This window comes from Kitasatospora sp. Ki12, assembly GCF_054601375.1.
Map to the genome: position 1 here is coordinate 2297439 of NZ_BAAIHT010000002.1, position 25899 is coordinate 2323337.

Annotated in this window: 27 protein-coding genes; 13 read left to right on the forward strand and 14 right to left on the reverse strand. The window is 73.4% G+C overall.

All coding sequences use genetic code 11. The annotated features are described in order from the left end of the window. Window positions 1-6: 6 nt before the first annotated feature. Window positions 7-915: a hypothetical protein gene (locus tag ACYP53_RS27510; RefSeq protein ID WP_459649393.1), complete on the forward strand. Its 909-nt coding sequence runs from the start codon at window positions 7-9 to the stop codon at window positions 913-915. A 59-nt stretch (window positions 916-974) separates the two neighbouring features. On the opposite strand, the gene ACYP53_RS27515 is transcribed toward ACYP53_RS27510, so the two are convergent. From ACYP53_RS27515 to ACYP53_RS27535, 5 genes are all read right to left on the reverse strand, one after another. After that, complete coding sequence (locus tag ACYP53_RS27515; RefSeq protein ID WP_459649394.1) at window positions 975-1289, reverse strand: hypothetical protein; 315 nt, start codon at window positions 1287-1289, stop codon at window positions 975-977. Between the two features lie 51 nt (window positions 1290-1340). After that, window positions 1341-2591 (reverse strand): RNA-guided endonuclease InsQ/TnpB family protein, encoded by a 1251-nt coding sequence (locus ACYP53_RS27520; protein ID WP_459649395.1) that lies wholly within the window; start codon window positions 2589-2591, stop codon window positions 1341-1343. A gap of 184 nt (window positions 2592-2775) precedes the next feature. After that, complete coding sequence (locus tag ACYP53_RS27525; protein WP_459649396.1) at window positions 2776-2973, reverse strand: hypothetical protein; 198 nt, start codon at window positions 2971-2973, stop codon at window positions 2776-2778. After that, complete coding sequence (locus ACYP53_RS27530; RefSeq protein ID WP_459649397.1) at window positions 2970-3245, reverse strand: hypothetical protein; 276 nt, start codon at window positions 3243-3245, stop codon at window positions 2970-2972. Before ACYP53_RS27530 ends, ACYP53_RS27525 begins: the two co-directional genes overlap by 4 nt. Then, window positions 3242-3544 (reverse strand): ATP-binding protein, encoded by a 303-nt coding sequence (locus tag ACYP53_RS27535; protein WP_459649398.1) that lies wholly within the window; start codon window positions 3542-3544, stop codon window positions 3242-3244. Before ACYP53_RS27535 ends, ACYP53_RS27530 begins: the two co-directional genes overlap by 4 nt. Here ACYP53_RS27535 and ACYP53_RS27540 point away from each other — a divergent pair. Further along, window positions 3531-3683 (forward strand): DUF397 domain-containing protein, encoded by a 153-nt coding sequence (locus ACYP53_RS27540; RefSeq protein ID WP_459649399.1) that lies wholly within the window; start codon window positions 3531-3533, stop codon window positions 3681-3683. The two genes, ACYP53_RS27535 and ACYP53_RS27540, sit on opposite strands and share 14 nt — an antisense overlap. 102 nt (window positions 3684-3785) lie before the next feature. Beyond that, window positions 3786-3995, forward strand: coding sequence for a DUF397 domain-containing protein (locus ACYP53_RS27545; RefSeq protein ID WP_459649400.1), 210 nt, complete (start codon window positions 3786-3788; stop codon window positions 3993-3995). A 70-nt stretch (window positions 3996-4065) separates the two neighbouring features. Here the strand turns inward: ACYP53_RS27545 and ACYP53_RS27550 are convergent, their stop codons facing one another. Continuing rightward, window positions 4066-5313 carry a neprosin family prolyl endopeptidase gene (locus tag ACYP53_RS27550; RefSeq protein WP_459649401.1) on the reverse strand — a complete coding sequence of 416 codons (1248 nt, stop codon included), beginning with the start codon at window positions 5311-5313 and terminating at the stop codon, window positions 4066-4068. A 142-nt stretch (window positions 5314-5455) separates the two neighbouring features. After that, the gene (locus ACYP53_RS27555; RefSeq protein ID WP_459649402.1) at window positions 5456-6619 is read right to left on the reverse strand and encodes a permease; all 1164 of its coding nucleotides are present in this window, start codon (window positions 6617-6619) and stop codon (window positions 5456-5458) included. A gap of 252 nt (window positions 6620-6871) precedes the next feature. On the opposite strand from ACYP53_RS27555, the gene ACYP53_RS27560 reads away from it, so the two are divergent. The 3 genes from ACYP53_RS27560 (at window position 6872) to ACYP53_RS27570 (ending at window position 11136) form a co-directional block, all read left to right on the forward strand. After that, window positions 6872-9904 carry an ATP-binding protein gene (locus ACYP53_RS27560; protein WP_459649403.1) on the forward strand — a complete coding sequence of 1011 codons (3033 nt, stop codon included), beginning with the start codon at window positions 6872-6874 and terminating at the stop codon, window positions 9902-9904. A gap of 213 nt (window positions 9905-10117) precedes the next feature. Then, the gene (locus tag ACYP53_RS27565; RefSeq protein WP_459649404.1) at window positions 10118-10417 is read left to right on the forward strand and encodes a hypothetical protein; all 300 of its coding nucleotides are present in this window, start codon (window positions 10118-10120) and stop codon (window positions 10415-10417) included. Further along, window positions 10405-11136, forward strand: a complete 732-nt coding sequence (locus ACYP53_RS27570) for a DUF7873 family protein (RefSeq protein ID WP_189916935.1) — start codon at window positions 10405-10407, stop codon at window positions 11134-11136. The genes ACYP53_RS27565 and ACYP53_RS27570 overlap by 13 nt, the downstream gene beginning before the upstream one ends. 482 nt (window positions 11137-11618) lie before the next feature. Here the strand turns inward: ACYP53_RS27570 and metF are convergent, their stop codons facing one another. After that, window positions 11619-12554 (reverse strand): methylenetetrahydrofolate reductase [NAD(P)H], encoded by a 936-nt coding sequence (metF, locus tag ACYP53_RS27575; protein WP_459649405.1) that lies wholly within the window; start codon window positions 12552-12554, stop codon window positions 11619-11621. Window positions 12555-12797: 243 nt separating this feature from the next. Between metF and ACYP53_RS27580 the strand changes: the two genes are divergently transcribed. Next, window positions 12798-13142 carry a cation transporter gene (locus tag ACYP53_RS27580; protein ID WP_459649406.1) on the forward strand — a complete coding sequence of 115 codons (345 nt, stop codon included), beginning with the start codon at window positions 12798-12800 and terminating at the stop codon, window positions 13140-13142. Window positions 13143-13168: 26 nt separating this feature from the next. Then, entirely contained in the window at window positions 13169-13489 is a 321-nt protein-coding gene (locus ACYP53_RS27585) for a metal-sensitive transcriptional regulator (protein WP_459649407.1), read from the forward strand. Window positions 13490-13651: 162 nt separating this feature from the next. On the opposite strand, the gene ACYP53_RS27590 is transcribed toward ACYP53_RS27585, so the two are convergent. The 3 genes from ACYP53_RS27590 to ACYP53_RS27600 all read right to left on the reverse strand — a co-directional run bounded on the left by ACYP53_RS27590 (window position 13652) and on the right by ACYP53_RS27600 (window position 15320). Then, window positions 13652-14023, reverse strand: coding sequence for a hypothetical protein (locus ACYP53_RS27590; RefSeq protein ID WP_459649408.1), 372 nt, complete (start codon window positions 14021-14023; stop codon window positions 13652-13654). Between the two features lie 26 nt (window positions 14024-14049). Beyond that, on the reverse strand, window positions 14050-14592 hold the full coding sequence (locus ACYP53_RS27595; protein ID WP_459649409.1) for an MOSC domain-containing protein: 543 nt from the start codon (window positions 14590-14592) through the stop codon (window positions 14050-14052). Between the two features lie 116 nt (window positions 14593-14708). Next, window positions 14709-15320, reverse strand: coding sequence for a TetR/AcrR family transcriptional regulator (locus tag ACYP53_RS27600; RefSeq protein WP_459649410.1), 612 nt, complete (start codon window positions 15318-15320; stop codon window positions 14709-14711). 109 nt (window positions 15321-15429) lie between these two features. Here ACYP53_RS27600 and ACYP53_RS27605 point away from each other — a divergent pair, with 109 nt between their 5' ends. Beyond that, window positions 15430-17013, forward strand: a complete 1584-nt coding sequence (locus ACYP53_RS27605; protein WP_459649411.1) for an FAD-dependent monooxygenase — start codon at window positions 15430-15432, stop codon at window positions 17011-17013. On the opposite strand, the gene ACYP53_RS27610 is transcribed toward ACYP53_RS27605, so the two are convergent. After that, window positions 16995-17426: a DUF4345 domain-containing protein gene (locus tag ACYP53_RS27610; RefSeq protein WP_459649412.1), complete on the reverse strand. Its 432-nt coding sequence runs from the start codon at window positions 17424-17426 to the stop codon at window positions 16995-16997. The two genes, ACYP53_RS27605 and ACYP53_RS27610, sit on opposite strands and share 19 nt — an antisense overlap. A 124-nt stretch (window positions 17427-17550) precedes the next feature. On the opposite strand from ACYP53_RS27610, the gene ACYP53_RS27615 reads away from it, so the two are divergent. After that, complete coding sequence (locus ACYP53_RS27615) at window positions 17551-18189, forward strand: TetR/AcrR family transcriptional regulator (RefSeq protein WP_459649413.1); 639 nt, start codon at window positions 17551-17553, stop codon at window positions 18187-18189. A 108-nt stretch (window positions 18190-18297) separates the two neighbouring features. Next, window positions 18298-19530 (forward strand): cytochrome P450, encoded by a 1233-nt coding sequence (locus tag ACYP53_RS27620; RefSeq protein ID WP_459649414.1) that lies wholly within the window; start codon window positions 18298-18300, stop codon window positions 19528-19530. 51 nt (window positions 19531-19581) lie between these two features. On the opposite strand, the gene ACYP53_RS27625 is transcribed toward ACYP53_RS27620, so the two are convergent. Continuing rightward, window positions 19582-20730: a Dyp-type peroxidase gene (locus ACYP53_RS27625; RefSeq protein WP_459649415.1), complete on the reverse strand. Its 1149-nt coding sequence runs from the start codon at window positions 20728-20730 to the stop codon at window positions 19582-19584. A 94-nt stretch (window positions 20731-20824) separates the two neighbouring features. On the opposite strand from ACYP53_RS27625, the gene ACYP53_RS27630 reads away from it, so the two are divergent. Both ACYP53_RS27630 and ACYP53_RS27635 read left to right on the forward strand, forming a co-directional pair. Beyond that, complete coding sequence (locus ACYP53_RS27630; protein WP_459649416.1) at window positions 20825-22189, forward strand: right-handed parallel beta-helix repeat-containing protein; 1365 nt, start codon at window positions 20825-20827, stop codon at window positions 22187-22189. A gap of 309 nt (window positions 22190-22498) precedes the next feature. After that, complete coding sequence (locus tag ACYP53_RS27635; protein ID WP_189916911.1) at window positions 22499-23785, forward strand: MFS transporter; 1287 nt, start codon at window positions 22499-22501, stop codon at window positions 23783-23785. 40 nt (window positions 23786-23825) lie between these two features. Here the strand turns inward: ACYP53_RS27635 and ACYP53_RS27640 are convergent, their stop codons facing one another. Further along, the gene (locus ACYP53_RS27640; protein ID WP_459649417.1) at window positions 23826-25817 is read right to left on the reverse strand and encodes a heavy metal translocating P-type ATPase; all 1992 of its coding nucleotides are present in this window, start codon (window positions 25815-25817) and stop codon (window positions 23826-23828) included. Window positions 25818-25899 lie beyond the last annotated feature (82 nt).

The following is a 25899-nucleotide window of genomic DNA, read 5'->3' on the forward strand; positions in this document are numbered from 1 at the left end:
ACCGCCATGAACACCGCGCTGCGCATCACCGCCTTCACCGCCGGCCTCGCCGCCGCCTTCGGCCTCGCCCTCGGCGTCGGCAACGCCACCGGCAGCGGCCCCTCCCCCAGGCCCGTCACCGCCGCGCACGCGGGCCACGACACCGGAGGGCCCGGACGGACGGGCGAGGCGGCCGCCGACCACCTGCCCGGCGGGCTGCAGATCTCCGAGCGCGGCTACACCCTCAGCGTCGAGAACCCCTTCGTCACCGCCGGCTCCCCCACCGACCTGCGGTTCCGCATCCTCGATACGGACGGCAAGCCGGTCACCGCGTACCAGCAGGAGCACGAGAAGGACCTGCACCTGATCGTCGCCCCGCGCGACCTCTCCACCTTCCAGCACCTGCACCCGACCCTCGCCGCCGACGGCACCTGGAGCGCCCCGGCCGCCGTACCCGCCGCCGGCGAGTACCGGGTCTTCGCCGACTTCACCCCGGCCGGTGCCGCCGAGGGCCTCACCCTCGGCGCCGACCTGCACGCCGCGGGCGACCTACGCCCGGCCCCGCTCCCGGAGACCGGCCGGACCGTCACCGCGGACGGCTACACCGTGACCCTCGGCGGCGACCTCACCCCGGGGCGAAGCGGCCGGCTCACCCTGAGCGTCAGCAAGGACGGCAAGCCGGTCACCGACCTCCAGCCCTACCTCGGCGCGTACGGCCACCTCGTCGCGCTCCGCGCCGGCGACCTCGCCTACCTGCACGTCCACCCGGACACCACCGCCCCGGGCCCGGAGATCGGCTTCACCACCACCGCCCCGAGCCCCGGCGACTACCGCCTCTTCCTGGACTTCAAGCACCAGGACACCGTCCACACCGCGGCCTTCACCCTCACCACCACCGCCCACCCGACCGAGCCCACCGCCAGCCACCAGCACTGAGCAAGCCCGGAACACCACGGTGCCGGGCGATCCACGCGGATCGCCCGGCACCGCGCAGTTCACGACTCTGCAACCTCGGGCCGGGGCACTGGCCCGAGGTCGCCCTCGGGCTCGCGGGTGAGGAGGGCGTACAGCGCGGGATCCGCGTGGATCTCGGCGCTGTGCTTCCACTGGGTGAGCAGGACCGCGATCGGGGCGAGGTTGTCCAGCTCCACCGCGCCGCGTGCCGTGTCGACCAGTTCGGCGAGCAGCGCGTCGACGTCCTCCTCGGGCAGGAAGGTGACCCACGGCAGGGCTTCGGGCAGCGCTTGGCGCAGGGCGGCGGTGTTCTCGGTCCGTACGAGTCCCGAGAGCAGACGGGAGGTGAAATCCACGACCGATGCATCGCGTTCCATCTGATCGACCCGCTTGACTTCCTCCCCGCGCTACAGCACGGGGATTCCGGCCACGCGTGCCGCGCGGGGGCTTCGCCCCGTGCGTGTGCGCGTCGCCGGTGGTTGGCGCTTCACGGACCGGGCAACCCCGAGGTCTCCACGCCCTGACACCGCATGCCCTGCGGCGTTGAGGATGTTCTTCGCGGCGTTCACGTCGGCGTGGTCCCGGTACCCGCAGGCGGTGCACTCGAAGACCGCTTGACTCTCACGGTTCTTCGGGTCCACATGCTTGCAGGCGTGGCAGGTCTGCGACGTGTACGCGGGATCGACCAGGACGACCGTCGTCCCGGTGGTGCGCGCCGCGTTGCGGAGCGCGAGTTCGAGCATGTGCCATCCCTTGTCCAGGATGGCTCGGTTCAGTCCGGCCTTGGCGCGAACGTTGCGGCCGGGCTGTTCGATGGTTCCCGCCGCCGAGGCGGTCATGCTCCTGGCGCGGAGGTCTTCCAGCACCACCACCGCGTTACGGGTGGCCAGTGTGTGAGCGGTCTGCGCGCAGAAGTCGGCGCGACGGTTACGGACACGGCCGGTGACGGTGTTGATCCTCGCCAGCACTGAGCGGCGGCGGTTACTGCCGCGCTCGCAGCGGGAGAGCTGCTGTTGCAGGCGGCGCAGCCTCTTCGTCTCGCCCGTGGTGATGTACTCACGGTCGTGGAAGTGACCGCCACTGGTGGTCGCGGCAACCTTGACGCCCCGGTCCACACCTACGGCGGTCTTCGGCATCAAGTGCTGCTGCGGCGTCCGCTTGCCGTCCTCAACCAGGAACGAGACGAACCACTGACATCCCTGCCGGGCAACCGTCGCCGACCGCACTTCGCCCCCGATCGGCCGGGACCAGCGGAACCGGACCCACCCCAGCTTCGGCAGCTTCGCCCGTCCCCACTTCCGGCCGATCCGCTCGACCGTGATCAGGTTCCCGGCGGGGAACCGGAACGACGGCGACCAGCGGGCCTTGGAGCGCCACCGGACCCGATACGTCCCGTGCTCACGACATGCCCGGTCCAGATCCCGAAGGGTCTGCTGCAACACGTGCGACGGCGCGTCCTTCAACCACGGGAACTCCCGCTTGGCGTCGGCCAGCTCAGCGGCCTGCGGCACGTAGTTCATCCATGCCCCGCGACGCCGGTACTCCCGGCGCTGCTCAAGGGCGGTGTTCCACACCGAACGACAGATGTCGCCGAACTTCTCGCACAACTCGACCTGCTCAGCGTCAAGTTCGAGCCGGTACCTGCGGCCGGACAGCATGGGAACACCCCCATCGGTTGCGGCGATCAACGTAGCGCACGTCACTGACAACGCAGCGACCCGCGCCGCTTCGCGGTTCAGGGCCAAGGATGAGCAGACCCCCAGCTGAAGCCGGGGTCTGCAATGAGCAAGAACGTTTGAAGGGGTGCCGGGCGATCCACGCGGGATCGCCCGGCACCCCTGCTTACCCGGGCGAGTTTCGGGCGACCTGCCGGAGTACGGAGAGGAGAAGGGCCTCGGCGTTACCCGGGGTGGCCAGCCAGCGCTGCATCTCGGCGTGGGCGGCCCGGCGGCGGGGGCTGATGGCGCGAACCGGGCGGGAGAACTGGGCGTTGAGGCACCACCACAGTTCGATGCGGGCCCAGGTGAGCCGGCCGGTCACTCGGAGGCCGGCCGGAGGTCGACGAGGTGGGATTCGATCCCCACGAAGGCGAGCAGGCGCACCGTGCCGACGTGGATCAGCTGGTGGGCGATCCGGTCGGCGGAGGCCGGGGAGAAGAAGTCGGCGAGGTAGCTGGCCTGGTCGTCGTCCAGCGGGAGCCGGGCGAGGCTGGTGCGGACGGCATCCAGGGCGTCGGGGAGCTTGGCGAAGGTGGCGGCCTTCGCGATGCCCTTGATCTCGACGGTGACGGGGAAGGGGAGTTCGGGGCTCACCGCGCGCCCCCGTCGATCAATGCCCACATCACCTTGCCGATGCCGCCCTCGCGCGGACAGCAGCCCCAGCCGGCGGCGAGCTGGGAGACGAGCCGGAGCCCGCGCCCGGTCTCGTCGTGCTCGGCGGCGGGCGGCGGTACGGACGGCCGGTTGCCGTCGGCGTCGTGCACCTCGATGCGGAGGGCGTCGGGGCTCAGCTCGAACCGGATGAAGATGAGCCGCCCCGGCGGGGTCTTGGCGTGGAGGACCGCGTTGGTCACGAGCTCCCCGAGCACCAACTCACCGGTGTCGAACTGCATCGAGGTCGCCGACGGCTTCACCGGCATCGTCCCGGTCCGCGACTCCAAGGACCCCAGCGGGCCGGCCCTGGCCTTCCCCACCGACGCGTGGACGGCCTTCGTCACGGCCATCAAGACCAGCGAACTCCCGAACACCTGAACCCCGGTGCGCGAGAAGTCGATCCAGCCGACTTCTCGCGCAGGTCGTCAGCATTCAGCGAGCAGGCGTCGAAGCTGCTGATCTCCGAAGTGGCAGGAAGCTATGGACACGGTTGACCTGACAGGAGCGGTGTGGGTCAAGTCCACCCGCAGCAACGGACAATCCGCATGCGTTGAGGTCACACTCCTCAACACAGGCATCATCCCGGTCCGCGACTCCAAGGACCCCGACGGCCCGGCGCTCGCCTTCCCCACCGGCGCGTGGACGGCCTTCGTCACCGCTATCAAGACCGGCGAACTCCCCAACGCATGAGCACCCTTCGCGAGAAGTCGGCCGGGCCGACTTCTCGCGCGAGGGTGCTCCGGTGTCGTGTGCGGCCGGGTCAGGTGCAGGAGCCTCCGCCCGGGCCGCCGAAGAAGAAGTACTCGTTCCACGGGTCGGGGGCGTTGCCGACGACGATGGTGAAGCAGTTCGGCGACGACTGGACTCCGGTCAGCTTCGCGAACTGGGAGGTGTTGTCGGTCGCGAAGTAGTAGACGTTGCGCTGGTAGGCGGCGAACTGCCAGCCGCTCTCGGCGAAGGCGCCGCTGCCCATCGGCGGCCACGCCACGTTGTTCACCACCTCACCGCCGTAGTCGATGTCCTGGGCGTTGCTGGCGAGCTGGCCGCCGTTGAACAGCGAGCCGGGGTAGTAGCCGACCGCGTTGCTCGCCGAGGTGCCGCCCAGGTAGAGCCACCAGTTCCCGCCCGTGAGGTAGTAGGACATCTCCAGTTCGTACTGCGCACCGCCCGAGACGCTCACCGGGCCGAGCGTGCCGCCGATGGCCCAGGCGCCGTTCGTCTGGACGAACGCCGAGCAGTCGAGGTTGTAGCACCCGGTGTTCTGGTAGCCGTCGGCCGTCCAGTAGATGAAGAGGACCGGCTGGGTGGTGCCGTACTTCGCCGGGTAGACCTGGGAGCCGCACTCGACGGTCTGCAGGGGTGAGCCGCCGGCGTACCAGTGCTGGGAGAGCGAGAAGATCTCCGATCCGACGTTGGGGTCCCAGAGGTTGACGAAGTCGTGACCACCGAGGTTGTCCACCCCCTGGAAGGCGTGCGCGTACTTGTGGATGCCCGAGGCGGCCTCCTCAGGAGGGCTCAGTCTGGGGTGGCGGCCTTTCCCCTGCGGATACTTCCGGTGGAAGTTCTGCACGCCGCCGCTCCTCGTCAGCTCCTCGAGGGTGACGCGGCGCATCGCGATCGTCCCGGGCGGGCAGGACATCGCGTGGCCGAACTTGTCCAGCCGGTCGGACCGCAGCTGCGGCTGGACCGGCGTGCCCTGGCCGGCGCCCCGTGGCCCGGCCGCGACCGGGGCGTCCGGGGGTGTGGCGGGAGCTCTGAAGCTGCCCCTGAGGGCGGGCTGGCTTTCGATCGGGACACAGTCGAAGACCTGCCCGTTCTCGTCGACGAAGCTGTGCGTGACCTCGACACCTGCGTAGAGGTTGCTGATGCTTTCCACCATCGCGGAGAAGTCGTCCGCGCTGGTCGTGCCCGCCAGCCCCCGGCGCACGAAGTCCTCGTGCCGGGCCGAGGCGACGGAGTCGATGAACTTGGCGAAGCCGGGGAAGGCCGGGTTGTCCTGCGGCGCCATGATCGACCCTCCTTTCGATCACTGTACGTAGTTTTCGCATGACATTTCCGATATCTCCACGCTAGGCCCGGATTCGGCCAGTGTCCTGTCAGGGATGGGGAGTTGTGGAACGCGCAACATCGCTCGCGGGAGGCTCCCCCGGTCAGTGGCGGTCGCGCCCTCCGTGGTCCGCGGCGTCCGGACCGCCGCCCATCATCCGGAGCATCGCGGCGCCGCCGGTGCGGAGGAAGCGGATGAGGAGGGCGGCCGCGAGCAGCAGGAAGGCGATGTTGAGCCAGGTGGTGTAGTTCCACTCCACGCCCGACATCGGGATCTCCGCGTCCCGATGGTTCGGGACCAGGCCGAGGCCGCCGAACAGGAACTCGACCGCGTAGCCGGCGAGCGCCATCGCCGCGTAGAAGGTGCCGAGCAGGAAGAGGGCCGTCCGGCCGCCGTAGTACTTCCGGTAGATGTTCAGGATCGGCAGGATCAGCAGGTCCGCGAAGATGAACGCGACCACGCCGCCGAAGCTGATGCCGCCCTTCCACAGCACCACCGCGAGCGGCACGTTGCCGATCGAGCAGACGAAGGACGCGATCGCCACCAGCGGTCCGACCAGCGGGCCCCAGAGCTTGCCGGCGAGCGGGTGGTCGGCGAAGAAGAAGGCCTGCCAGAAGGAGTCGGGCACCCAGGCGGCGATGGCGCCGGCGATGAGCAGGCCGAGGACGAGGTCCCGGAGGATCGCCGCCCACTCCATCACGAAGACGTGCGAGACGGCGGTGACGCCCGGCCGGGAGAGCAGCCGGCGGGCGAAGGAACCCTCCCCGGCCACCGACATGTCCATCGCCGCGTGCCCCTCCATCGAGCCGGCCCGGCCGTGCTCGGCCTGGGCGCGGGCCTCGCTCAGCAGGCTGTCGCGCAGCAGCAGCCGGAAGAGCACGGCGAGCAGCAGGATCATCAGCGGCCCGCCGACGAATTCGGCCGCGGTGAACTGCCAGCCGAGCAACAGGGCCAGGATGACGCCGAGTTCGACGACCAGGTTGGTCGAGGCGATCTCGAAGGCCATCGCGGCGGTGAAGTCGGCGCCCTTGCGGAACAGCGAGCGGGCCAGGGCGACGGCCGCGTACGAGCAGGAGGAGGAGGCCGCGCCGAGGGCGGCGGCGACGGCGAGGGTGCGCGGGCGGTCGTCGCCGAGCAGCCGGACCACGGTGGCCTTGTGGACGACGGCCTGGACGACGGCGGAGAGCAGGAAGCCGAGGATGAGGGCCCAGGTGATCTCCCAGGTCATCGATCCGGCGATGGACAGCGCGTGCAGGATCGCGTGCATGGTGGTCCGCCTTCCCGTGGTGCCGCGGGACTCCGCTGGGGCGCCGGCCACCATATACCCGTACGGGGTATCAGACACCGATGGCGCGCCGACACCCGGGACGCGCGCCGGACCGTACGGTCCCGGTCGTCCCCACTGAGTCCGTGCCCGTACTAGGGTCATGGTCGTGCCGCGGCCCGGCGGCCGCCGCCCGACCGGCCGGGCGGCGCGACCCGGGCATGGACCGGCCGTGACCCCTGGGGGCTGATGCGGATGACGATGACGTTCGGACTGCTGGGCCCCCTCACGGTCGCCGTGGACTCCGAGCCGCAGGCGCTGCCGAGGGCCGCCGTGCTGCGCGGGCTGCTCGGCGCCCTGCTGCTCGCGGAGGGCGAGCGGCTGCCCGTCGGCCGCCTGCTGGAACTCGTCTGGGCCGAGCAGGCGGAGCGGATCGGCCGGGGCGCGGTGCACACCGGCATGTCCCGGCTGCGCACCTGGCTCGGGGGGTTCGGGGACGAGACGGTGGTGCTGGAGTCCGACGCCCAGGGGTACCGGCTGCTGACCGGCCCGGACGCGGTGGACCTCGGACGGTTCCGCCGGCTCGCCGCCGACGGGGACCCGGCCGCGGCGATCGCGCTGCGGCGCGGCCCGGTGCTGGCCGGGCTGGAGCGGATGAACCGCGAGGACCCGCTGCTGACCTGCGTCGAGGGCACGGTCCGCGCCACCGTCCTCACCCTGGCCGGGGACGCCCTCGCCACCGGGACGCCCGACGCCGCCCGCGCCGCCGCCCCCGCGGTGACGGCGCTCGCCGAGGACCATCCCTTCGACGAGCCCGTGCACGCCGCGATGCTGGAACTGCTGGCCGCGGACGGCCGCTCCGCCGAGGCCCTGCGCCGCTTCCAGTCGCTGCGCCGGAGACTGTCCGAGGAGCTCGGGATCGAGCCGGGCGAGCAGGCGCAGACCGTCTTCCTGGCCCTACTCGCCCACGACCGCGAGGGCGCCCGCAGCACCCCGGGACACCCCCGCGTCCCCTCCCAACTCCCCCGGGACCTTCCGGACTTCACCGGCCGTGACGAGCAGGTACGGCTGGCCCTGGACGCCATGGCGGCCGGCCTGGTCCCGGTGATCGCCGGCATGGGCGGCATCGGCAAGACGGCGCTGGCCGTCCACACCGCCCACCGCGCCGCCGCCGACTACCCCGACGGCCGGCTGTACGCGGACCTGCGCGGGGTCGACGAGACGCCCGCCGACCCCGGCCGCGTCCTGGCCGCCTTCCTGCGCGCCCTTGGCGCCGACCCCCGGGAGATCCCCGCCTCCCTGGACGAGCGCTCCGCGCTGTACCGCACCCTGCTCGCCGGCCGCCGCACGCTCGTCCTCCTCGACAACGCCGCCGACGAACGGCAGATCGGCCCCCTGCTCCCGGGCACCCCGGCCGGCCCGGCCACCCCCGCGCGGCAGAGCCCCGCCGACCACGGGGACGCCCGCCCCGCCGTCCTCGTCACCAGCCGGACCCCGCTCACCGCCCTCCCCGGCACCCGGCTCATCGACCTCCACGAGCTCGACGCCCCGCACGCCCGGACCATGCTGGGCCGCATCCTCGGCGACCACCGCGTCGCCGCCGAACCCGTCGCCGCCGCCCAGATCGTGGAGCTGTGCGGCGGCATGCCGCTGGCCGTCCGCATCGCCGGGGCCCGCCTCGCCGCCCGGCCGCGCTGGACCCTCGCCCGGCTCGCCCACCTGCTGCGCGACGAACGGCGCCGCCTCGACGAACTGGCCGCCGGGAACCTGGCCGTACGGGCCGGCTTCGCCGTCGGCTACGCCCGGCTCTCCGAACCCACCCGCCGCACCTTCCGGCTGCTCGGCCTCCTCGACGCCCCCGACTTCGCCCCGTGGGCCGCCGCGGCCATGGCCGACATCCCCGTGGAGCAGGCCGAACAGCAGCTGGAGGAACTGATCGACGCCCAGCTCCTCCAGGAGACCGGCACCGAGCCGCACCTGCGCTACCGCTTCCACGACCTGGTCCGGCTGTACGCGCGCGAGCACGCCGAGGCCGCCGACGAACCGGCCGCGCGCACCGCCGCGCTCGCCCGGGCCTTCGGCGCCTGGCTCCGGCTCGCCGAACAGGCCGCCGACCAGGTCCCCGGGCCCTGCTTCGCGCCGATCCACGGCCCCGCGCCCCGCCACCCCCTGCCGTCCGCCGTCACGGCCCGGCTGCTCGACGACCCGATGGCCTGGTTCGACGCCGAACAGCCCGCCCTCAACGCGAGCGCCCGGCAGGCCGCCGCGCTGCGCATGGTGCCGCTGGCCTGGGACCTCGCCGCCTGCCAGGAGAAGTACTGCGACGTGCGCGGCCTCTACGACGACTGGCGCACCACGCACCGCACCGTCCTCCAGGCCTGCCGCGCGGCCGGCGACGACCTGGGCACCGCCGTCCTCACCCGCGGCCTCATCGAGGTGACCACCTGGACGGCCCCGGGCGACGGCGCCGACACCACCGACGACCTCGCGGACGGCACCCAGACGATGGTCGCCCTGGCGGACCGCGCGCGCCGCCTCCACGGCCTGTTCGAGCAGGTCCGGGAGCCGCGCGGAGCCTCCGACGCCCTCGTCCTCGCCGCCTGGGGCCTGGTGGCGCAGGGCCGCGAACCGGAGGCCCTGGACGCGGCCCACCGCGCCCTGGAACTCGCCACCGCCCACGACCACCCCGGCGGCCAGGCCCGGGCCCACCAGATCATCGCCGTCGCCCACAACGAGACCGACCTCGACCGCACCATCGAGCACCTCACCGAGACCCTGCGGCTCGCCCGGCTCATCGGCAACACCCGCTTCGAAGCCACCGCCATCCAGTTCCTCGGCGCCGCCCACGCCCGGGCCGGCCAGACCGAACGCGGCGGCGAACTGCTCACCCGCTCCCTCGCCATGGCCCGCTCCCTCGACGACCGCTACGTCGAGGCCTTCTCCCTGCTCTACCTGGCCACCCTCTACGCCGCCACCGGCGACGACCGCGCCCGCGACACCGCCGAGGCCGCCCTGGCCATCGCCCGCCGCTTCGACCTCGGCCACCACCTCGCCCAGGCCCTCGGCATCCTCGGCGGACTCGACCTGGCCGCCGGGCACCACGCCTCCGCCATCGCCCACCTGGAGGAGTCCGTCCTGGTCTGGCGCGCCCGCGGCTGGCGCTCCTTCCTCGCCGAGGCCCTCCGCGCCCTCGGCCGCGCCTACCAGGCCGCCGGCCTCCCCGACTCGGCCGCCCGCGTCCTCGCCGAGGCCCGCGAGCTCGGCGACACCCAGCCGTCCGGCCACTGACCGGGCGCTTTCACCGGCTCACCGGCGGTATGCGATCGGTAAAGCGATCGGCAAGCCATCGGTAAGCGATCGGTAAGCCGCCCCTCCCTAAGCTCGACCCCCACGGCACAGGACAGGCGCGCCGACCCCCGACCCCAGCCCGGTCGACGCACCGCGTCCCACCCGCCCTGGCCTCCGGTCGGGTCCGCGCAGGGGACGGACCCGGCCGGAGGCATGTCCGGGCAGCACGGCGCGTGGGTCACCCTGCCCGCCTCCGTCCGCACCACCGCCAACGGCTCCTACTCGCTCGGCGTGAAGCTCGGCCTCAAGGGCCTGAACGAGCTGCGGATCGTCGGCGGGGACAGCGCCTCCCCGGTCTTCACCGTCACCGTGCGCCGACGGACGACCGCCGTCCGGCGGGGCGGGGGCGTCCACCCGGGCGGACGCCCCCGCCCTGCCTCCCGCCACCCGGTCAAGAATTGGCTGTCGCCGATCAGTTCGAGCCTGGTACCGTCCCCGACGTGGCAAAGCTGAACCAGATCATCGCCGTTGAAAAGGGCGTCAAGTCCAAGTCCTTCCAGGAGCTGACGCAGGCCCACCAGGACCTGCAGAAGCCCGCGCTGCTGGCCGGGATCTCCCGCACCTACCAGCCCAAGGACGAGGAGGGCGAGCAGCTCCCGCCGGAGTCGACCCGGGTGCAGCTGAAGGCCGAGGACATCCTGCGGTCCACCGCGAACACCCTCACCCGGCTCTTCGACGTGACGGCCACCAAGGACTGGGCCAACGTCGACGCCCGCGCCGACGTGGTGGTGGACGGCCAGGTGCTCCTCGCCCAGGTGCCGGTGCCGTACCTGCTCTTCCTGGAGAAGCAGCTCACCGACCTGTTCACCTTCGTCAAGAAGCTCCCGGTGCTGGACGCCTCCGAGTCCTGGAACCTCGACGCGTCCACCGACTCCTGGAAGACCGAGCCGGTGCGCACCATCCGCACCAAGAAGGTGCCCCGCAACCACGTCAAGGCCGAGGCCACCGAGAAGCACCCGGCCCAGGTCGAGGTCTACTACGAGGACATCGCGGTCGGCTACTGGACCACCGTCAAGTTCTCCGGCGCGCTGCCGGCCCGCCGGGTGAACGAGCTCGCCGAGCGGGTGGAGAAGCTCCAGCAGGCCGTCAAGTTCGCCCGCGAGGAGGCCAACGCCGTCGAGGTCACCGACCAGCGGGTCGGCGACGCCGTCTTCGGCTACCTGTTCCGGTAGCCCCATGATCGCCCGCCCGGGGAGCCGGGCGGGTGCACCGAGCGCGAACACGACCCGTCCCGGGCAGACCGGGCGGGTGCGCTGCACGGTGCGAAAAGCTGACACTGATGTTGAAGCTGACCAGGGGTCACAGTGGAGGTTCGAGTCCTCCCCCCGGCACCACCGGCCGGGGTAGCCCAAGCTCGGAAGAGGCAGGCCCCGTGAATCTCAGACTCTCGCTCCAGTCTCAGCATTCGCCGCCGAACACCGGATCGACCGGGTGTGGACGAATATCGACGAATGCAGGTTCAAGTCCTGTCTGTGCCGCTCCGTGGCACGGTAGTTCAAAGGTAGAACGCGCCGATTTCAATCTGATCCACGACCCTTAAACGTGCCGGTGTGCGCAATTGGGCGGCAAACAGGGGCCCGGGAGCTGGCTACGCTCCCGGGTCCTCTCGGTTTTTCCGTACGTCCCGACCAAGGCGTATCGGCGCGGGCCGGGGTCAGCCGCGGGCGACGGCCGCGGGTTCCCGTACCGGGCGGTCGAGTCCGAGGTTGCGGTGGATCTCCAGCGCGGCGGTGGAGCGGTTCAGCGTGATGTAGTGCAGGCCCGGCGCGCCCTCACTCAGCAGGCGCTCCGCCATCCGGGTCGCGTGCTCGACGCCGATGCGGTGCGCGGCCGCCCGGTCGCCGCGGGCCGCCTCCAGCCGCAGCGCCAGCCCGGCCGGGAAGGACGCCCCGCTCAGCTCGGCGAAGCGGCTGATCTGACGCACGTCGGTGGCGGGCATGATCTCGGGGATGACCGGCGTCCCGCAGCCCGCCGCGGCGAGCCGGTCCCGCAGCCGCAGGTAGTGCTCGACCTCGAAGAACATCTGGGTGACGGCGTAGTCGGCGCCGGCCCGGCACTTGGCGACGAAGTGCCGGATGTCGTCGTCCCAGTCCGCGGAGCGCGGGTGGCGCTCGGGGAAGGCCGCCACGCCGACGGTGAACGCGCCGCAGTCCTTGACCAGCCGGACCAGCTCGGCGGCGTGCCGCAGCCCCTGCGGATGCTGCTCCCAGACGCCGTTGGGGTCGCCGGGCGGATCACCCCGCAGGGCGAGCACGTCACGGATCCCGACGTCCGCGTAGCGCCGCAGCACGGCCTGGAGTTCGGCGGTGGAGTGCCCGACGGCGGTGAGGTGGGCCACCGGGCGCAGCGTGGTCTGCGCGGCGATCCGCTCGGTGGTCTCGATGGTGCGGTCGCGCGAGGAGCCGCCCGCGCCGTAGGTGACCGAGACGAAGGTCGGCGCGACCGCCTCGACCCGCCGGATCGCGGCCCACAGCGCGCGCTCGCCGGACTCGTCCTTGGCGGGGAAGAACTCGAAGGAGTACGTGCGCTCGCCGGCGGCGAGGGTGTCGCGCAGGCCGCGCGGACCGCTGCGGGAAGTGGTCTGGTCCATCGGGTTCACCTCGTGTGGTGGGCGTCGGTCGTCTGCCGGTTTCCGGGTGGCGGGAGGCCGCCTCCCACCCTGCCCGGTGGCCGCAACAGGATTGCCACATCCCGCTGTTGATCCCGTCCAGGGGCGGACGACCCGTGGCCGGGCAGGCCTGTTCAGTACCCTAGGGGGGTATGGTATGTTCGGAACGAAGCAGCCGGCCGGGACACTCCGGCCGGCGCCGGAACGGACGACAGGAGCACACCCATGAGCGAGACCACCGTCACCGTCGCGTCGGCCGCCACCGAGGCCGCCCTCGAGGTCACCACCGAGGACTCCTCCTGCTGCGGCTCGTGCGGCACCGGCGCCACCACCGCCCCCGCCACCGGGTCCGCCTCGACCTCGGCCTTCCAGGTCAAGGGCATGACCTGCGGCCACTGCGTCTCCTCGGTCACCGCGGAGTTGAAGAAGCTCGACGGCGTCACCGACGTCGCCGTCGACCTCACCACCGGCAAGGTCACCGTCGGCAGCACCCGGCCGCTCGCCGACGCCGACGTGGCCGCCGCCATCGACGAGGCCGGCTACGACCTGGTCGGCCGCATCGAGGGCTGACTCCCCTCCCACCGCGCCCCGGTAGAGTGAGAGCACTCCTCACCGCACAGGAACCGGAGACGGGCATGGCCGGTTACAGCCCCCACAAGGACGACTTCCTCAAGCGGCTCCGCCGCGTCGAGGGCCAGATCCGCGGCCTGCAGCGCATGGTCGAACAGGACACCTACTGCATCGACGTCCTCACCCAGGTCTCCGCCGCCAGCCGGGCCCTCCAGTCCTTCGCGCTCCAACTCCTGGACGAGCACATCGAATGCTGCGTCCGCGACGCCATCGCCGACGGCGGCCAGGAGGCGGGCACCAAGATCCGCGAGGCCAACCAGGCCATCGCCCGCCTCGTCCGCTCCTGATCCGGCAAGGCAGGGCAGGGCAGGGCACAGCACGGCAGGGAAGGGCACAACACGACACCCGCTCAACCCCGGGGGCCCGGCAGCGAACTCTGCCGGGCCCCAGGCCGTTTCATCCACCGCCCCAGTACGGGGTGGGGGTATCCGCCGGCACCGGCCGGCCGGTCAGGCATCCCGCCGGAGCGTGACGGCGTCCGGGAACTGGCGCCGCAGCTCGTCGAGCACCCGCCCGTCGGCCGCTCTGACGTCCCACAGCGAGCTGTCCACCTCGGCCAGGACCACCACCAGCGCGCCCTCCGCGAAACCGCGCGCCTCGGCGTCGATCAGCTGGACGCCCGGGGCCACCAGCGACAACAGCGTCAGGGTGTCCATCCCGTCACCCGCGGACCGGCACGCCAGCTCCGCGGTGAGATCCCACTCCTCGTCGCACTCCACCCGCCACCGCAGCCCCAGCCCGAAACCGCCGAGCCTGACCAGCAGTTCGGCGAGCGTCACGTAGTGCGGACCCCGCCACGCCCGAAAGGTGATCCCTTCCACCCTGACAACTCCTCCCCGCGGGACCCTCAGACCCGGTCGAGGGGCTGGTGCGGTCCGTCGGGCAGTTCGACGGCGATGGTGTCGCCGGGGCGGATCGCGCCTCCGGTGCGGACGACGCCCATGATGCCGGCGCGGCGGACGATGCTGCCGTCCTCGGCGCGGCCGACGACCTGCTTGAGCAGGCCCGTGCGGTAGGTGTCGATCTGCGCGCAGGGGTTGCGCAGGCCGGTGATCTCGACCTCCGCCTCGGCGCCGATGCGCAGCACCGCGCCGACCGGCAGGCCGAGCAGGTCCACGCCCTGGGTGGTGATGTTCTCGCCGAGGGCGCCCGGGGCCACGTCGTAGCCGGACTCGCCGAGTTCGGTGAGGAGTTCGCGGTGGATGAGGTGGACCTGGCGGAGGTTGGGCCGGGTCGGGTCCTGGGCGACGCGCGAGCGGTGCTTGACCGTCACCCCGGCGTGCACGTCGCCCTCCACGCCGAGTCCGGCGAGCAGGGTGATGCTGGTCCGGTTCGGCTTGGTGAACGAGTATTCGGCATTGCTGCTGACTGCCACCACGCTGCCGCTCATGCCTCGGCCCCTCCTCGCGGACGTACGTTCGATCGCCTCCGAGCATAGGCCCCGGACCGGCGCGGGCCCCGCCCTGGCAGGACACCGCACCCGCCCCATCGAGACCTGGCGGACAGTCAACTCCCGGACGGTGCCCGCAGCAGCGGCAGGACGATCTCGTCCAGGACCTCCGCGACCACGGCGTCGGACGGCACGGAACCGCCCACCAGGAACGCGTCCCGCAGCAGGTCGAGCGGGAGGGAGACGACGCGCGGGGTGATCCGGGCGGGGTCGACCTCGCCCCGGTCGGCGGCGCGGCGGATCATCACGCCCAGGCTGCCGACCGGGCCCTCGGCGGTGAGCCCGCCGGTGAAGCCGGCCCGCAGTTCGGGGTCGCGCAGCAGGTCGACCAGGAAGCCGTGCACGGCGGCGGGCGGCAGGTCGTCGAAGCGGTGCAGCACGCTGCGGAGGAAGAGCATCAGGTCGGCCCGCAGCTCGCCGGTGTCCGGCGGCTCCTGGTAGTCGGGGGCGTTGCGGCCGAGGGCGGCGATGACGAGGGCGGCGCGGTTGGGCCAGCGGCGGTAGAGGACCGGCTTGCTGGTCCGGGCGCGGGCGGCGACGCCCTCCATGGTGAGCCGGTCGTAGCCGTGGTCGGCGAGTTCGGCCCAGACGGCGTCCAGGATCGCCCGTTCCAGTTCGTCGCCGCGCCGCCGCACCGGCTTGTCGTGGTCCACCACCGAGTCCCGCACCCGACCCTCATAGATACGTTGCGTTTCTTATCGAGGGCAGTCTACAGTCGAAGACAAGAAACGCACCGTATCTTATGGTCGGGATCCTCCGGCCAGGGGGAGATCCGTCATGCGCACAACGCACCACACCACCGCCCACACCACCGCCCGCTCCGACGTCCTGGTGGTCGGCGCCGGCCCGGTGGGCCTCGCGCTCGCCCTCGGGCTGGCCCGCGCCGGCGTCGACTGCCGGGTCATCGAGCGGGAGCCGGGGTTCCGCGACCGCGGCGTCCGCGGCAAGGGCGTCAACCCGCGCACGCTGGAGGTCTTCGACGACCTCGGCGTGGTGGACGCGATCCTCGACCTCGGCAGGCTCGACCTCAAGGTCCGGACGTACGAGGGGAGCCGGTTCATCCGCGAGGTGGACCCGGCGCCCGGAATCCGCCCGACCCCCGACCGCCCGTACGCCGGCACGCTGCTGCTCGGCCAGCACCACACCGAGGCGGTGCTGCGCGACCGGCTCGCCGAGCACGGCGTCACCGTCGAGACGGACACCGAGCTGGTCTCGTACGTCCAGGACGCGGACGGCGTGCTCGCCACCGTCCGGCGCGGCGACCGCACCGAGCGGCTGGGCGCCCGCTTCCTGGTGGGCTGCGACGGCGGCCGCAGCAGCGTCCGCAAGCTGGCCGGCATCCCCTTCCTCGGCGAGACCTGGGAGGAGGAACGGTTCCTCATGGCCTCGATGGAGGTCGACGGCCTGGACACCGACGCCATGCACATCTGGAACGACCCCCGGTTCGGCGTCGGCGCGCTGGCGATGGTCCCGATGAGGGCGGACGGCAACTGGGCCGTGCACGCCTCCGTCGACCCGGAGGAGCACGGCGCGACCACGACCGCGGCCCCGACCGGGGACACCTTCCGTCGGCTGTTCGCCGAACGGGCCGGACTGGCCGGGGTCACCCTGCACGAGCCGGTCTGGTCCACCGTCTGGCGGCCGACGGTCCGCATGGTCGAGCGCTACCGGGACGGCCGGGTGCTGCTCGCCGGGGACGCGGCGCACTGCCACTCGGCGGCGGGCGGGCAGGGCATGAACACCGGCATCCAGGACGCCCACAACCTGAGCTGGAAGCTGGCCGCCGTCCTGCACGGCGCCCCCGACGCACTGCTCGACAGCTACCAGAGCGAGCGGCTGCCCGTCGCCCGTGCCGTCCTCGCCGCCACCTCCGCCCAGCACCGGGCCTTCTTCGGCGCGGACGGTGCCCGCGCGCTCACCGCGCAGTTCGTCGATCCGGCCGCCGGGGGCTCCGACTTCACCGGCCTCTCCGTCGGCTACCGGGGCGGGCCGCTCGGCCGCGACCTCGACGACACCACCGGCATCCGGGCCGGCGACCGCGCCCCCGACGCGCCCTGCACCACCGCCGACGGCACACCGACCCGGCTGTTCGACCTCTTCCGCGGCCCGCACTTCACGCTGCTGACCTTCGGTGACCACCTGGCGCCGGACGGCCTGCCGACCGGGGCCGACCCGCACACCCCCACCCCGCTGCGCCGGGCCGCCGTCCTCGACCCCGACGGCCACGCCGCCCGGGCGTACGGGCTGCGCGGCGCCGCCGTCGTGCTGGTCCGGCCGGACGGCTACGTCGCGCTCACCGGGGCCACCGCCGACCCGGGCGCGCTGGCCGAGCAGTTGGGGGGCTACACCCCGGTGGCCTGAACTCCCGTACCGCCGATGCCGCGCCGCGCGGACGAGTGCGCCCGCTCGTCCGCGTCGGCGAGCAGCAAGTAGACCGGTGCCAGGCCGAGTTCGATCGCCATCAGCACCAGCTGGAAGCCGTGCGGCCGGCCGTCCACCGCGAGGGAGAGCACCCGCGCGAGGCCGCCCAGCAGAAGGACCGCCGCCAGCCACCGCACCGTCCGGGCGGGCACCGGCGTCTGCCGGGCGGCCTGGATCCAGGCCGCGCCGTAGCCGGCGAAGACCGCGCCCATGAAGCGGCCGAAGCTGCCGACCGTCGGCCCCGCGTCCGCGGTCCCGGGCATCGCGGCGTTCCCCAGCAGGATGTGGAGGAAGCCGATCGCCACGCAGGCGACCCCCATCGTCCACGTGAGCACCCGCAGCGTCCTGGCCATGACCCACCCACCCGTCTCCGGTCCGGCCGGGGCGCGCCGTCCTCGGCACGCCCTCGGCTCTGGTTGACACGTGTCTACTAAGCTAGCGCCGGTAAGTAGACATGTGTCAAGTAACCTGGCGCGCATGCCAGTCCACGCACCGCGCCGCCGCCTCTCCCCCGCCGAGCGCCGGGCCCAGCTGCTCGCCGTCGGCGCCCGGCTCTTCGCCGCCCGCCCGTACGAGGAGGTGCTGATGGAGGAGGTCGCCGAGCAGGCCGGGGTGTCGCGGGCGCTGCTCTACCGTCACTTCGCGAGCAAGCACGAGCTGTTCGCCGAGGTCTACCGGCAGGCCGCCGACGAGCTGCTCGCCAAGTCCCGGTTCGACCCGGCCGACACCCTGGTCGAGCAGCTCGTCGAGGGCATGGACGCCCACCTGGACTACTTCATCGCCAACCGGCACGCCGTGCTCGCCGCCAACCGGGTGCTGGCCGGGGACCAGGTGATCCAGACGATCATCACCGAGGAGCTCAACGCCCTGCGCGGCCGGCTGCTCGGCGTCCTCCCGCTCGCGGACGAGACGGCGCGGCGGGCGGTGTCGCAGATCCTGCGCAGCTGGCTGGTGTTCGTCCGGGTACTGGTCATCGACTGGCTGACCGAGGAGTCCTGCGGCCGCGACGAGCTGCGCGACGCCTGCATCGGCGCCGTTCTGGGCGCGCTCCGGCCGTTCCTGCCCGCCGGTCCGGTCGTGGGCATACCATCGGGCACAACGGGAGAAGCGTCATAAGCGTCCAATTCCCTATGAAAATATGACAGTTGGATGCCCCGGACTCCTTCCTCCCGTCGACCGCTCGGCCCGCCCACCCCGCCGACCCGCCGACCTCCGAAGGGCCCCATGGACTCCGTCACCGACACCCGGACCGCCCTCCCCCCGCTCCACCGCCTCCCCGTCTCCCCCGTCCGGCCGCCCCACCCGACCACCCTCCCGGACGGCACCCCCGCCTGGCTGGTCACCCGCTACCACGACGTCCGCCAGGTGCTCGGCGACCCCCGGGTCACCCGCGCCGACCTGCACGACGTCGGCACCGCGGGCGCCACCGCCGACGTGGCCGCCAACCCGGCCTCCCTGTTCAACCAGGACGGCCCGGCCCACCGGCGCCTGCGCGGCACCGTCCAACGGGCCTTCACCCCGCGCGCCATCGCCGGCTGGCAGCCCTGGGTCGCGGCCGCCATCCAGCAGTCCGTGGACGCGCTGGTCGCCGCCGGGCCGCCCGCCGACCTGGCCGCCGCGTTCACCCGGCCGGTGCCCTTCGCCGTCACCACCCGGCTGATGGGGCTCGACGGCGACGGACCGGACGGCCTGGACGAGGAGCGGCTGCACCGCTGGACCCTCGCCCTGCTCGCCCAGGGCGGCGAACCGGACGCGGGCGAACCGGACGCGGAAGGCCCGGGCGCCGACGGTACGAACGCGGACGCCCTCGCCGAATACGCCGCCTTCACCACCGAGTTGATCGCGCGCCGCCGCCGCGAGCCCGGCGACGACCTGGTCAGCCGCCTCGTCCTGGCCGCCGACCACGACGGCGGCATTCCCGAGGAGTCGCTGGTCCACCTGGTCGCCGGGCTCACCGCCAGCGGCAACGAGAGCGTCGCCGGCGCCCTCGGCAACGCCCTCGTCTACCTCCTCGGCGAGCGCGCCGACCACTGGCCGCGCCTGGCCGACCCGGACACCGCCGAACGCACCGCCGAACGCCTGCTCCACTTCATCCCGCTCGGGGACGACGAGGCCACGATCCGCCGCGCCACCGAGCCGATCGAGCTGGGCGGCACCGTCATCCCGGCCGACGCCGTCGTCGCCATCAGTCTGGGCAGCGCCAACCGCGACCCGGCGGTCTACCCGGACGGCCTCGACGCCGACCTCGACCTCCCGCTCGCTGCCCCCACCCTCGCCTTCAGCGCCGGTCCGCACTACTGCATCGGCGCCTGGCGGGTCCGCCTGGAGATGCGCGAGTCCCTCCAGCGGCTCGCCGCCGCCCTGCCCGGCCTGCGGCTGACCACGCCGGTCGCGGACGTCGCCTGGCAGCTGGGCACCACCACCAGGAGCCCGGCCCGGATCCCCGTCACCTGGTGACTCAGCTGGGGCGCGCCGCCGCCGAAGCCGTCGGCGGCGCGGTCCGGCGGCTCACCCGAACAGCCCCGCCCCCAGCACCCCGCCCTCCGGCGCCCCCGGCAGCACGTACACCACCGCCGACGCCGTGTGCTCCAGGAACGCGTTGAGCGCGTCCCGCGCCGCCAGCCGGTTCTGCACCCGGGTGAACTGCGCCGGGTCCCGCATGAAGGCGCAGAACAGCAGGCCCCGGTCGCCCGGCCCGTCGTCGTAGCTGTAGCCGCGCCGCAGCATCCGGGCGCCGCCGTCCAGCCGGGGGCTGGAGAGCCGGACGTGGGCGGTGGCCGGGATGACGTACGAGCCGTCGGGGTTCTTCGCGTAGATGTCCGGCTCGTCGTGCTCGGCCGTGCCGGTGAGCGGGGCGCCGTCGCCCGCGCGGCGGCCCATCGCCAGCTCCCGCCGGTCCGCGGGGAGGGCGGCGAAGGCGGCGGTGTCCATCCGGATCCGCCGGTAGACCAGCACCGTGCCGTGCTCGTACGGGCCGGGCGGGCCCCAGACCCACTGCCGGGCGGCGTCCTCGTCCGGGTTCGCCGTGCCGTCCTTGAAGCCGAACAGGTTCCTGGGCGTGGCGCCGCCGGCGGTCCGCGGCAGGAAGCCGGACTGCGTCCACCGTACGGTCGCCCCCGCCGCGCCGGCCGCCGCGGTCACCTGTTCGGCGACGACGGACAGCGGCCAGCGGTCCGACGCGCACAGCTGGAGCAGCAGGTCGCCGCCGCCGCGCGCCGGGTCGAGCCGGTCGCCGGGGAAGGCGGGCAGCTCGGCGAGGACCGGCGCCGGAACGTTCAGCCCCAGCCGGGCGGCGAGCCCGGGCCCGACCCCCACCAGGCCGTCCAGCCTCGCCGGTTGCCCGCCGTGCAGGCGGGCGTCGGCCGAGGTGCCGCCGGCCGCCTCGGCCAGGATCCGGGTCAGCTCCCCGAGCAGGGCGCGCAGGGCGGCGCGGCCGTCCGAGGCGGCGGCGGGCGCCAGGTCGAGGGCGAGCAGCTGGGTGGCCGGCTGCTGTGGGGCCGTCACCCCGGCCTGCCGCGCGCCGAAGAAGGGGACGGGCGGCTCGGGCGGCGGCGCCGCGGCCCGTCCGCCGTCGCCGCCGCGGACCAGTGCGGTGGCCGCCGCGCCGACCCCGGCGGCCAGCACCGCCCCGCCTGCGAGCAGGGCCCGTCGGTCCACTCCGGTTCCGACGGTTCGTGGCCGGTCCTGCGCCTTTCCGCTTTCGGCATGCATGGCCGCCATTGGAGACGATAGAACACGCATTATGCAACTTTTGACCACTCGTCAATCTCCTTCCGCCACAACGGACACCGCGCCGCACCCGCCCAAGAGCGCGCTCCGGCACGTCGTCCCCGTTCTGCTGACCGCCGCCGCGCTCGTCCTCTCCGGCTGCTCCTCGAACGGTTCGGCCTCCTCCGACGCGAAGCACCCGGGCGGCACGGTGGTCCGCGTCCCGCAGAACTTCCCGACCGTCCAGCAGGCCGTGGACGTGGCCCACGAGGGCGACACCGTCCTGGTCGATCCGGGCACCTACCGGGAGAGCGTCCGGATCACCAAGCCCCGGATCGTGCTGCGCGGCACCGACCGCAACACCGTGGTCCTGGACGGCGGCGTGCGCCTCGCCAACGGCGTCACCGTCACCGGCCCGGGCTCGGTGGTGGAGAACCTCACCGTCCACGGCTACCTCGCCAACGGCGTCCTGTTCACCGGCGTCACCGACGAGAAGCTGCAGCAGCGCGGCGCCGGCGGCTCCGCCTACGACCCGCTGGACACCGCCCGCTTCCCGCCCGTCCAGGGCTTCCGCGCGACCCGTGTCACCGCGTACGACAACGGCCTGTACGGCATCTACGCCTTCGACGCGCGCGGCGGCGTGATCGAGGACTCGTACGCCTCGGGGCAGGCGGACTCCGGCATCTACGTCGGGCAGTGCAAGCCCTGCGACACCCTGGTGCGCGGGAACACCGTCGAGCGCAACGCCGTCGGCATCGAACTCACCAACGCCTCCGACGGGTTGAGCATCGTCGCCAACCGGGTCGCCGGCAACCGGGTCGGTGTCACCGTCAACTCCAACGACCTGGAGGCGCTCGCCCCGCAGCACGGCGCGGTCATCGCGGGCAACGTCGTCACCGACAACAACGCCGCCGACACCCCCGAACAGGCCGACGGCGCCTTCGGCATCGGCATCGGGATCGGCGGCGGTACGGCCAACCAGGTGCAGCGCAACCTCGTGCGGGGCAACCGCGCGGTCGGGATCATCATCACCGACCCGCCCGGCCACCCGGCGAGCGGCAACCGCGTCGAGGGCAACCTCGTCACCGGCAACGGCACCGACCTCACCCTGGCCTCCGTCGACCCGGCCAACTGCTTCACCGGCAACCGGCCCGCCGTACAGAGCCCGGAGGGCCTGGAGACCCTGGCCGGCTGCGGGCTCCAGGGCCGCGGCCCGGTGCCCGCCGGCCGCACGACACCGGTGCAGGCGCCGCCCGGCATCCCGTTCAGTCAGGTCCCGGCCCCGCCCGCGCAGCCCTCGCTGCCCGACCCGACCGCCCCCGGCCGCCCGGCGACCGACCTCCCCGGACCGGTCGACCCCGGCGCCTACCCGCTCCCGGAGAGCGCCGACGCCGTCCCGAAGCACTGACCGCCACCGCGACACCGCGCCTCCGCGCCGTCCGCCGCGCGCGCGGACGGCGCGGTTGTCGGCCGGGTGCCGGCCGGGACTCTCCCAGGGCTTTCCCGGGGCTCTCCCAGGTCTCTCCCAGGGCTCGGCCGGGGGCGCGGGCTCCTCCCAAGAAAGGCCCGTGGCAGCCTCAAGAGTTCGCAAACCCGCAGGACAGTCCGGACAGCCCGGGACGACCACGACTTCCTTGCCGACACGGGCAGTTCGGGACAGCCCGGGCAGTTCGGAATCCGCCCGAGCGTTACTCCGCGGACATGACATACTGCGTCGGTGACCGCAGCAGACCTGGCCGAGAAGCCATCCAAAAGCCGTCCGCAACTGGGCCGGAAGTTCACCCTGCTGTGGTCTGCCTCGGCGGTCTCCTCGGTCGGCGACGGCATGCGCGACTCGGCCCTGCCACTGCTCGCGGTGGCCGTCTCGGACTCGCCCAGCGCGGTCTCGGTGGTCTCCGTCGCCGGCTCGCTGCCCTTCCTGCTGATGTCGCTGTACGGCGGCGTGCTCGCCGACCGGGCCGACCGGCGGCGGCTGATGTGGACGATCGACGCCCTGCGCGCCGCCGTCGTCCTCGGCTTCGCGTGTTGGGTCTTCCTCGCCACCCCGCCGCTGATCGCGCTCGCCGCGCTGGCCTTCCTGCTCGGCTGCGGCGAGACGGTGTTCTCCAACGCGGCCACCTCGGCCGTCCCGGAGCTGGTCCGCCCCGACCAACTCGACGCCGCCAACGGCCGGATGCAGGCCAACATGCTGGTCGGCGGCAACCTGATCGGCCCGCTGCTCGGCTCGGCGCTGTTCGCCGTGGCCGCCGGCTTCCCCTTCACGGTGGACGGCGTCTCCTTCGCGCTCGCCGCCGCCCTGGTCGCCGCGACCGGCCGCTCCACCGCCGCCCGCGCCGCGGCCGGCCGGCCGGTGCTCACCGAGATCCGCGAGGGCGTCGACTGGCTGTTCCACCACCGCGAGGTGCGGATGCTCGCCGTGCTCTCCACCCTCGGCGCGCTGACCTGCTTCATGGGCACCACCATGATGGTCCTGATGGTCACCAAGGTCGTGCACGCCCCCGCCGCCTCCTACGGCATCGTCCTCGCGGCGGGCGCGATCGGCGGCACCGCGGCGAGTACCCTGGCCGGCCGGCTCAGCCGCCTGCTCGGCCGGGGCACCCGGATCGCGCTGTCCTTCCTGCTGATGGGCGTGTCGCTGATCCTGATGGCGTTCAGCACCTCGGTGTTCGAGGTCGCGGCGCTGTACGGGGTGATCGGCTTCGCCATCGTCACCTGGAACATCCAGGCGATCTCGCTGCGGCAGCAGGCCGTGCCGAAGGAGCTGCTCGGCCGGGTCAACAGCTGCTACATGCTGCTGAGCCGGCTCGGCATCATGACCGGCGCCGCGCTCAGCGGCTGGATCGCCTCCGTCACCAGCATCCGGACCCCGCTGGTCATGGGCGGCACCCTGCTGCTCGTCCTGCTGGTGGCCGTACTGGTGCTGCTGCCGCGGATGACCGCCATGGAGAAGGCCCCGGCCGCCGAGGCCGCCGCACCGGAGGCCGGCCCCGCCGAGGCCGAGTAGCACCCACCGGGGTGAGCCGGCGGGCCCTCAGAACCCGCCCTCAGCCCCCGCCCTCCGCGCGGGCCCTGACCCACGCCGCCTCGCGCAGCAGCCGCAGCCCGTTGAGGCCGACCAGGACGGTCGAGCCCTCGTGGCCGAGCACGCCCAGCGGCAGCGGAAGGGTGACGACCAGGTCCGAGACCACCAGCACCGAGATGAACACCCCGGCGATCACCAGGTTCTGCACCACCAGGCTCCGGGCCCGCCGGGAGAGCGCCACCACGGCCGGGACAGTGGCCAGTTCGTCGCGCACGACCACCGCGTCGGCGGTCTCCAGGGCCAGGTCGGAGCCGGCCCGCCCCATCGCGACGCCGGTGTGCGCGGCGGCGAGGGCGGGCGCGTCGTTGACGCCGTCGCCGACCACCAGCACCTTCCGCCCGTCGGCCTCCGCGCCCCGTACGGCGGCGACCTTCTCCCGCGGCAGCAGCCCGGCGCGGACTTCGGTGATGCCGACCTCGGCGGCCACCCGGGCGGCGGCGCGCGGGTTGTCGCCGGTCAGCAGCACCGGGGTGCGGCCGGTGAGGCGGGTCAGCGCGGCGACGGTGGCGGCGGCGTCCGGGCGCAGCCGGTCGGCGAGGCCGAGCAGGCCGACCGGGCGGCCGTCCACCTCGACCAGGGCGACGGTGCGGCCGGCTTCCTCCAGGTCGGCCGCGAGCGCGGCGGCTTCGGCCGAGGCGGTGTCGGTGCGGCCGTTGATCAGCCGGACCGGCGCGCCGACCGCGACCACCCGGCCGCCGACGGTGGCGGTGACCCCGGCGCCGGGGACGGAGGCGAAGTCCTCGGCCGGGGTCGGGGTGAGCCCGCGGCCGCGGGCGGCGTCGACGACGGCCCGGGCGAGCGGGTGTTCGCTGGCGTGCTCGGCGGCGGCCGCGAGCGCGAGCAGGTCGTCGCGGGTGAGCCCCGAGCCGGTCAGCGGGTGGATCTCGCCGACCCTCGGGGTGCCCTCGGTGAGGGTGCCGGTCTTGTCGAGGGCGACGGCGTCGGTCTGGCCGAGGCGTTCCATCACCACGGCGGACTTGACCAGGACGCCGTGCCGTCCGGCGTTGGCGATCGCGGAGAGCAGCGGCGGCATGGTGGCCAGCACGACGGCGCAGGGCGAGGCGACGATCATGAAGGTCATCGCCCGGAGCAGCGAGCCGGTGAAGTCCGCGCCGAGGGCGAGCGGCACGGCGAGGACGGCGAGGGTCGCGGCCACCATGCCGAGCGAGTAGCGCTGTTCGACCTTCTCGATGAACAGCTGGGTCGGCGCCTTGGTCTCGGCGGCCTCCTCGACCATCGCGACGATCCGGGCGATCACCGAGTCCGCGGCGTCCCGGTCGACCCGCACGCGCAGCGCGCCGGTCCCGTTGAGGGTGCCGGCGAACACCTCGTCACCGGGCTCCTTGGCCACGGGCAGCGGCTCGCCGGTGATGGTGGCCTGGTCGACGTCGCTGGCGCCGTCGAGCACCCGCCCGTCGGCGCCGATCCGCTCCCCCGGCCGGACCAGGACGGTGTCGCCGACGGCGAGCCCTCCCGTCGGCACGGTCTCCTCCCGGCCGTCGGGCAGCAGCCGGGTGGCGGTGGCCGGGGCGAGGTCGAACAGCCCGCGCACCGAGTCGGCGGTACGGGCGGTGGCGAGGGCCTCCAGGGCGCCGGAGGTGGCGAAGATGACGACCAGCAGCGCGCCGTCCATGACCTGGCCGACGGCGGCGGCGCCGAGCGCGGCGACGATCATCAGCAGGTCGACGTCGAGGGTCCTCCCGCGCAGCGCCCGCAGCCCCTCCCAGGCGGGCTCCCAGCCGCCGGTGGCGTACGCGAGGGCGTACAGCGGGCCCCAGGCCCAGCCGGGGGCGCCGGTCAGCTGGAGCGGCAGCGCGACCAGGAACAGCAGCGTCGCGGCGGCGGCCCAGCGGGCCTCAGGCAGCGAGAGCACCCGGGTGCGCCGCCGGGGCGCGGTGTCCGGGCGGAGCGCGGCGGGGGGTGCGGGGCGCTCGATGAGGGTGGTGGAGGGCATGGCGGGGACCTTCGGGGCAGGGCGGGGCCGATGACCCACTCACCATACATGAACATATGAACGCTCCTTCATGCATCAGTTG

Bases quoted from the DNA above. Each gene is read 5' to 3' on its own strand.
- ACYP53_RS27510 (WP_459649393.1), top strand. From the start codon at position 7: ATGAACACCGCGCTGCGCATCACCGCCTTCACCGCCGGCCTCGCCGCC.
- ACYP53_RS27615 (WP_459649413.1), top strand. From the start codon at position 17,551: ATGCCAGTCCACGCACCGCGCCGCCGCCTCTCCCCCGCCGAGCGCCGG.
- ACYP53_RS27550 (WP_459649401.1), bottom strand. From the start codon at position 5,313: ATGGCGCCGCAGGACAACCCGGCCTTCCCCGGCTTCGCCAAGTTCATC.
- ACYP53_RS27605 (WP_459649411.1), top strand. From the start codon at position 15,430: ATGCGCACAACGCACCACACCACCGCCCACACCACCGCCCGCTCCGAC.
- ACYP53_RS27595 (WP_459649409.1), bottom strand. From the start codon at position 14,592: ATGAGCGGCAGCGTGGTGGCAGTCAGCAGCAATGCCGAATACTCGTTC.
- metF (WP_459649405.1), bottom strand. From the start codon at position 12,554: ATGGACCAGACCACTTCCCGCAGCGGTCCGCGCGGCCTGCGCGACACC.
- ACYP53_RS27620 (WP_459649414.1), top strand. From the start codon at position 18,298: ATGGACTCCGTCACCGACACCCGGACCGCCCTCCCCCCGCTCCACCGC.
- ACYP53_RS27560 (WP_459649403.1), top strand. From the start codon at position 6,872: ATGACGATGACGTTCGGACTGCTGGGCCCCCTCACGGTCGCCGTGGAC.
- ACYP53_RS27555 (WP_459649402.1), bottom strand. From the start codon at position 6,619: ATGCACGCGATCCTGCACGCGCTGTCCATCGCCGGATCGATGACCTGG.
- ACYP53_RS27535 (WP_459649398.1), bottom strand. From the start codon at position 3,544: ATGCAGTTCGACACCGGTGAGTTGGTGCTCGGGGAGCTCGTGACCAAC.
- ACYP53_RS27545 (WP_459649400.1), top strand. From the start codon at position 3,786: ATGGACACGGTTGACCTGACAGGAGCGGTGTGGGTCAAGTCCACCCGC.
- ACYP53_RS27640 (WP_459649417.1), bottom strand. From the start codon at position 25,817: ATGCCCTCCACCACCCTCATCGAGCGCCCCGCACCCCCCGCCGCGCTC.
- ACYP53_RS27520 (WP_459649395.1), bottom strand. From the start codon at position 2,591: ATGCTGTCCGGCCGCAGGTACCGGCTCGAACTTGACGCTGAGCAGGTC.
- ACYP53_RS27580 (WP_459649406.1), top strand. From the start codon at position 12,798: ATGAGCGAGACCACCGTCACCGTCGCGTCGGCCGCCACCGAGGCCGCC.
- ACYP53_RS27610 (WP_459649412.1), bottom strand. From the start codon at position 17,426: ATGGCCAGGACGCTGCGGGTGCTCACGTGGACGATGGGGGTCGCCTGC.
- ACYP53_RS27565 (WP_459649404.1), top strand. From the start codon at position 10,118: ATGTCCGGGCAGCACGGCGCGTGGGTCACCCTGCCCGCCTCCGTCCGC.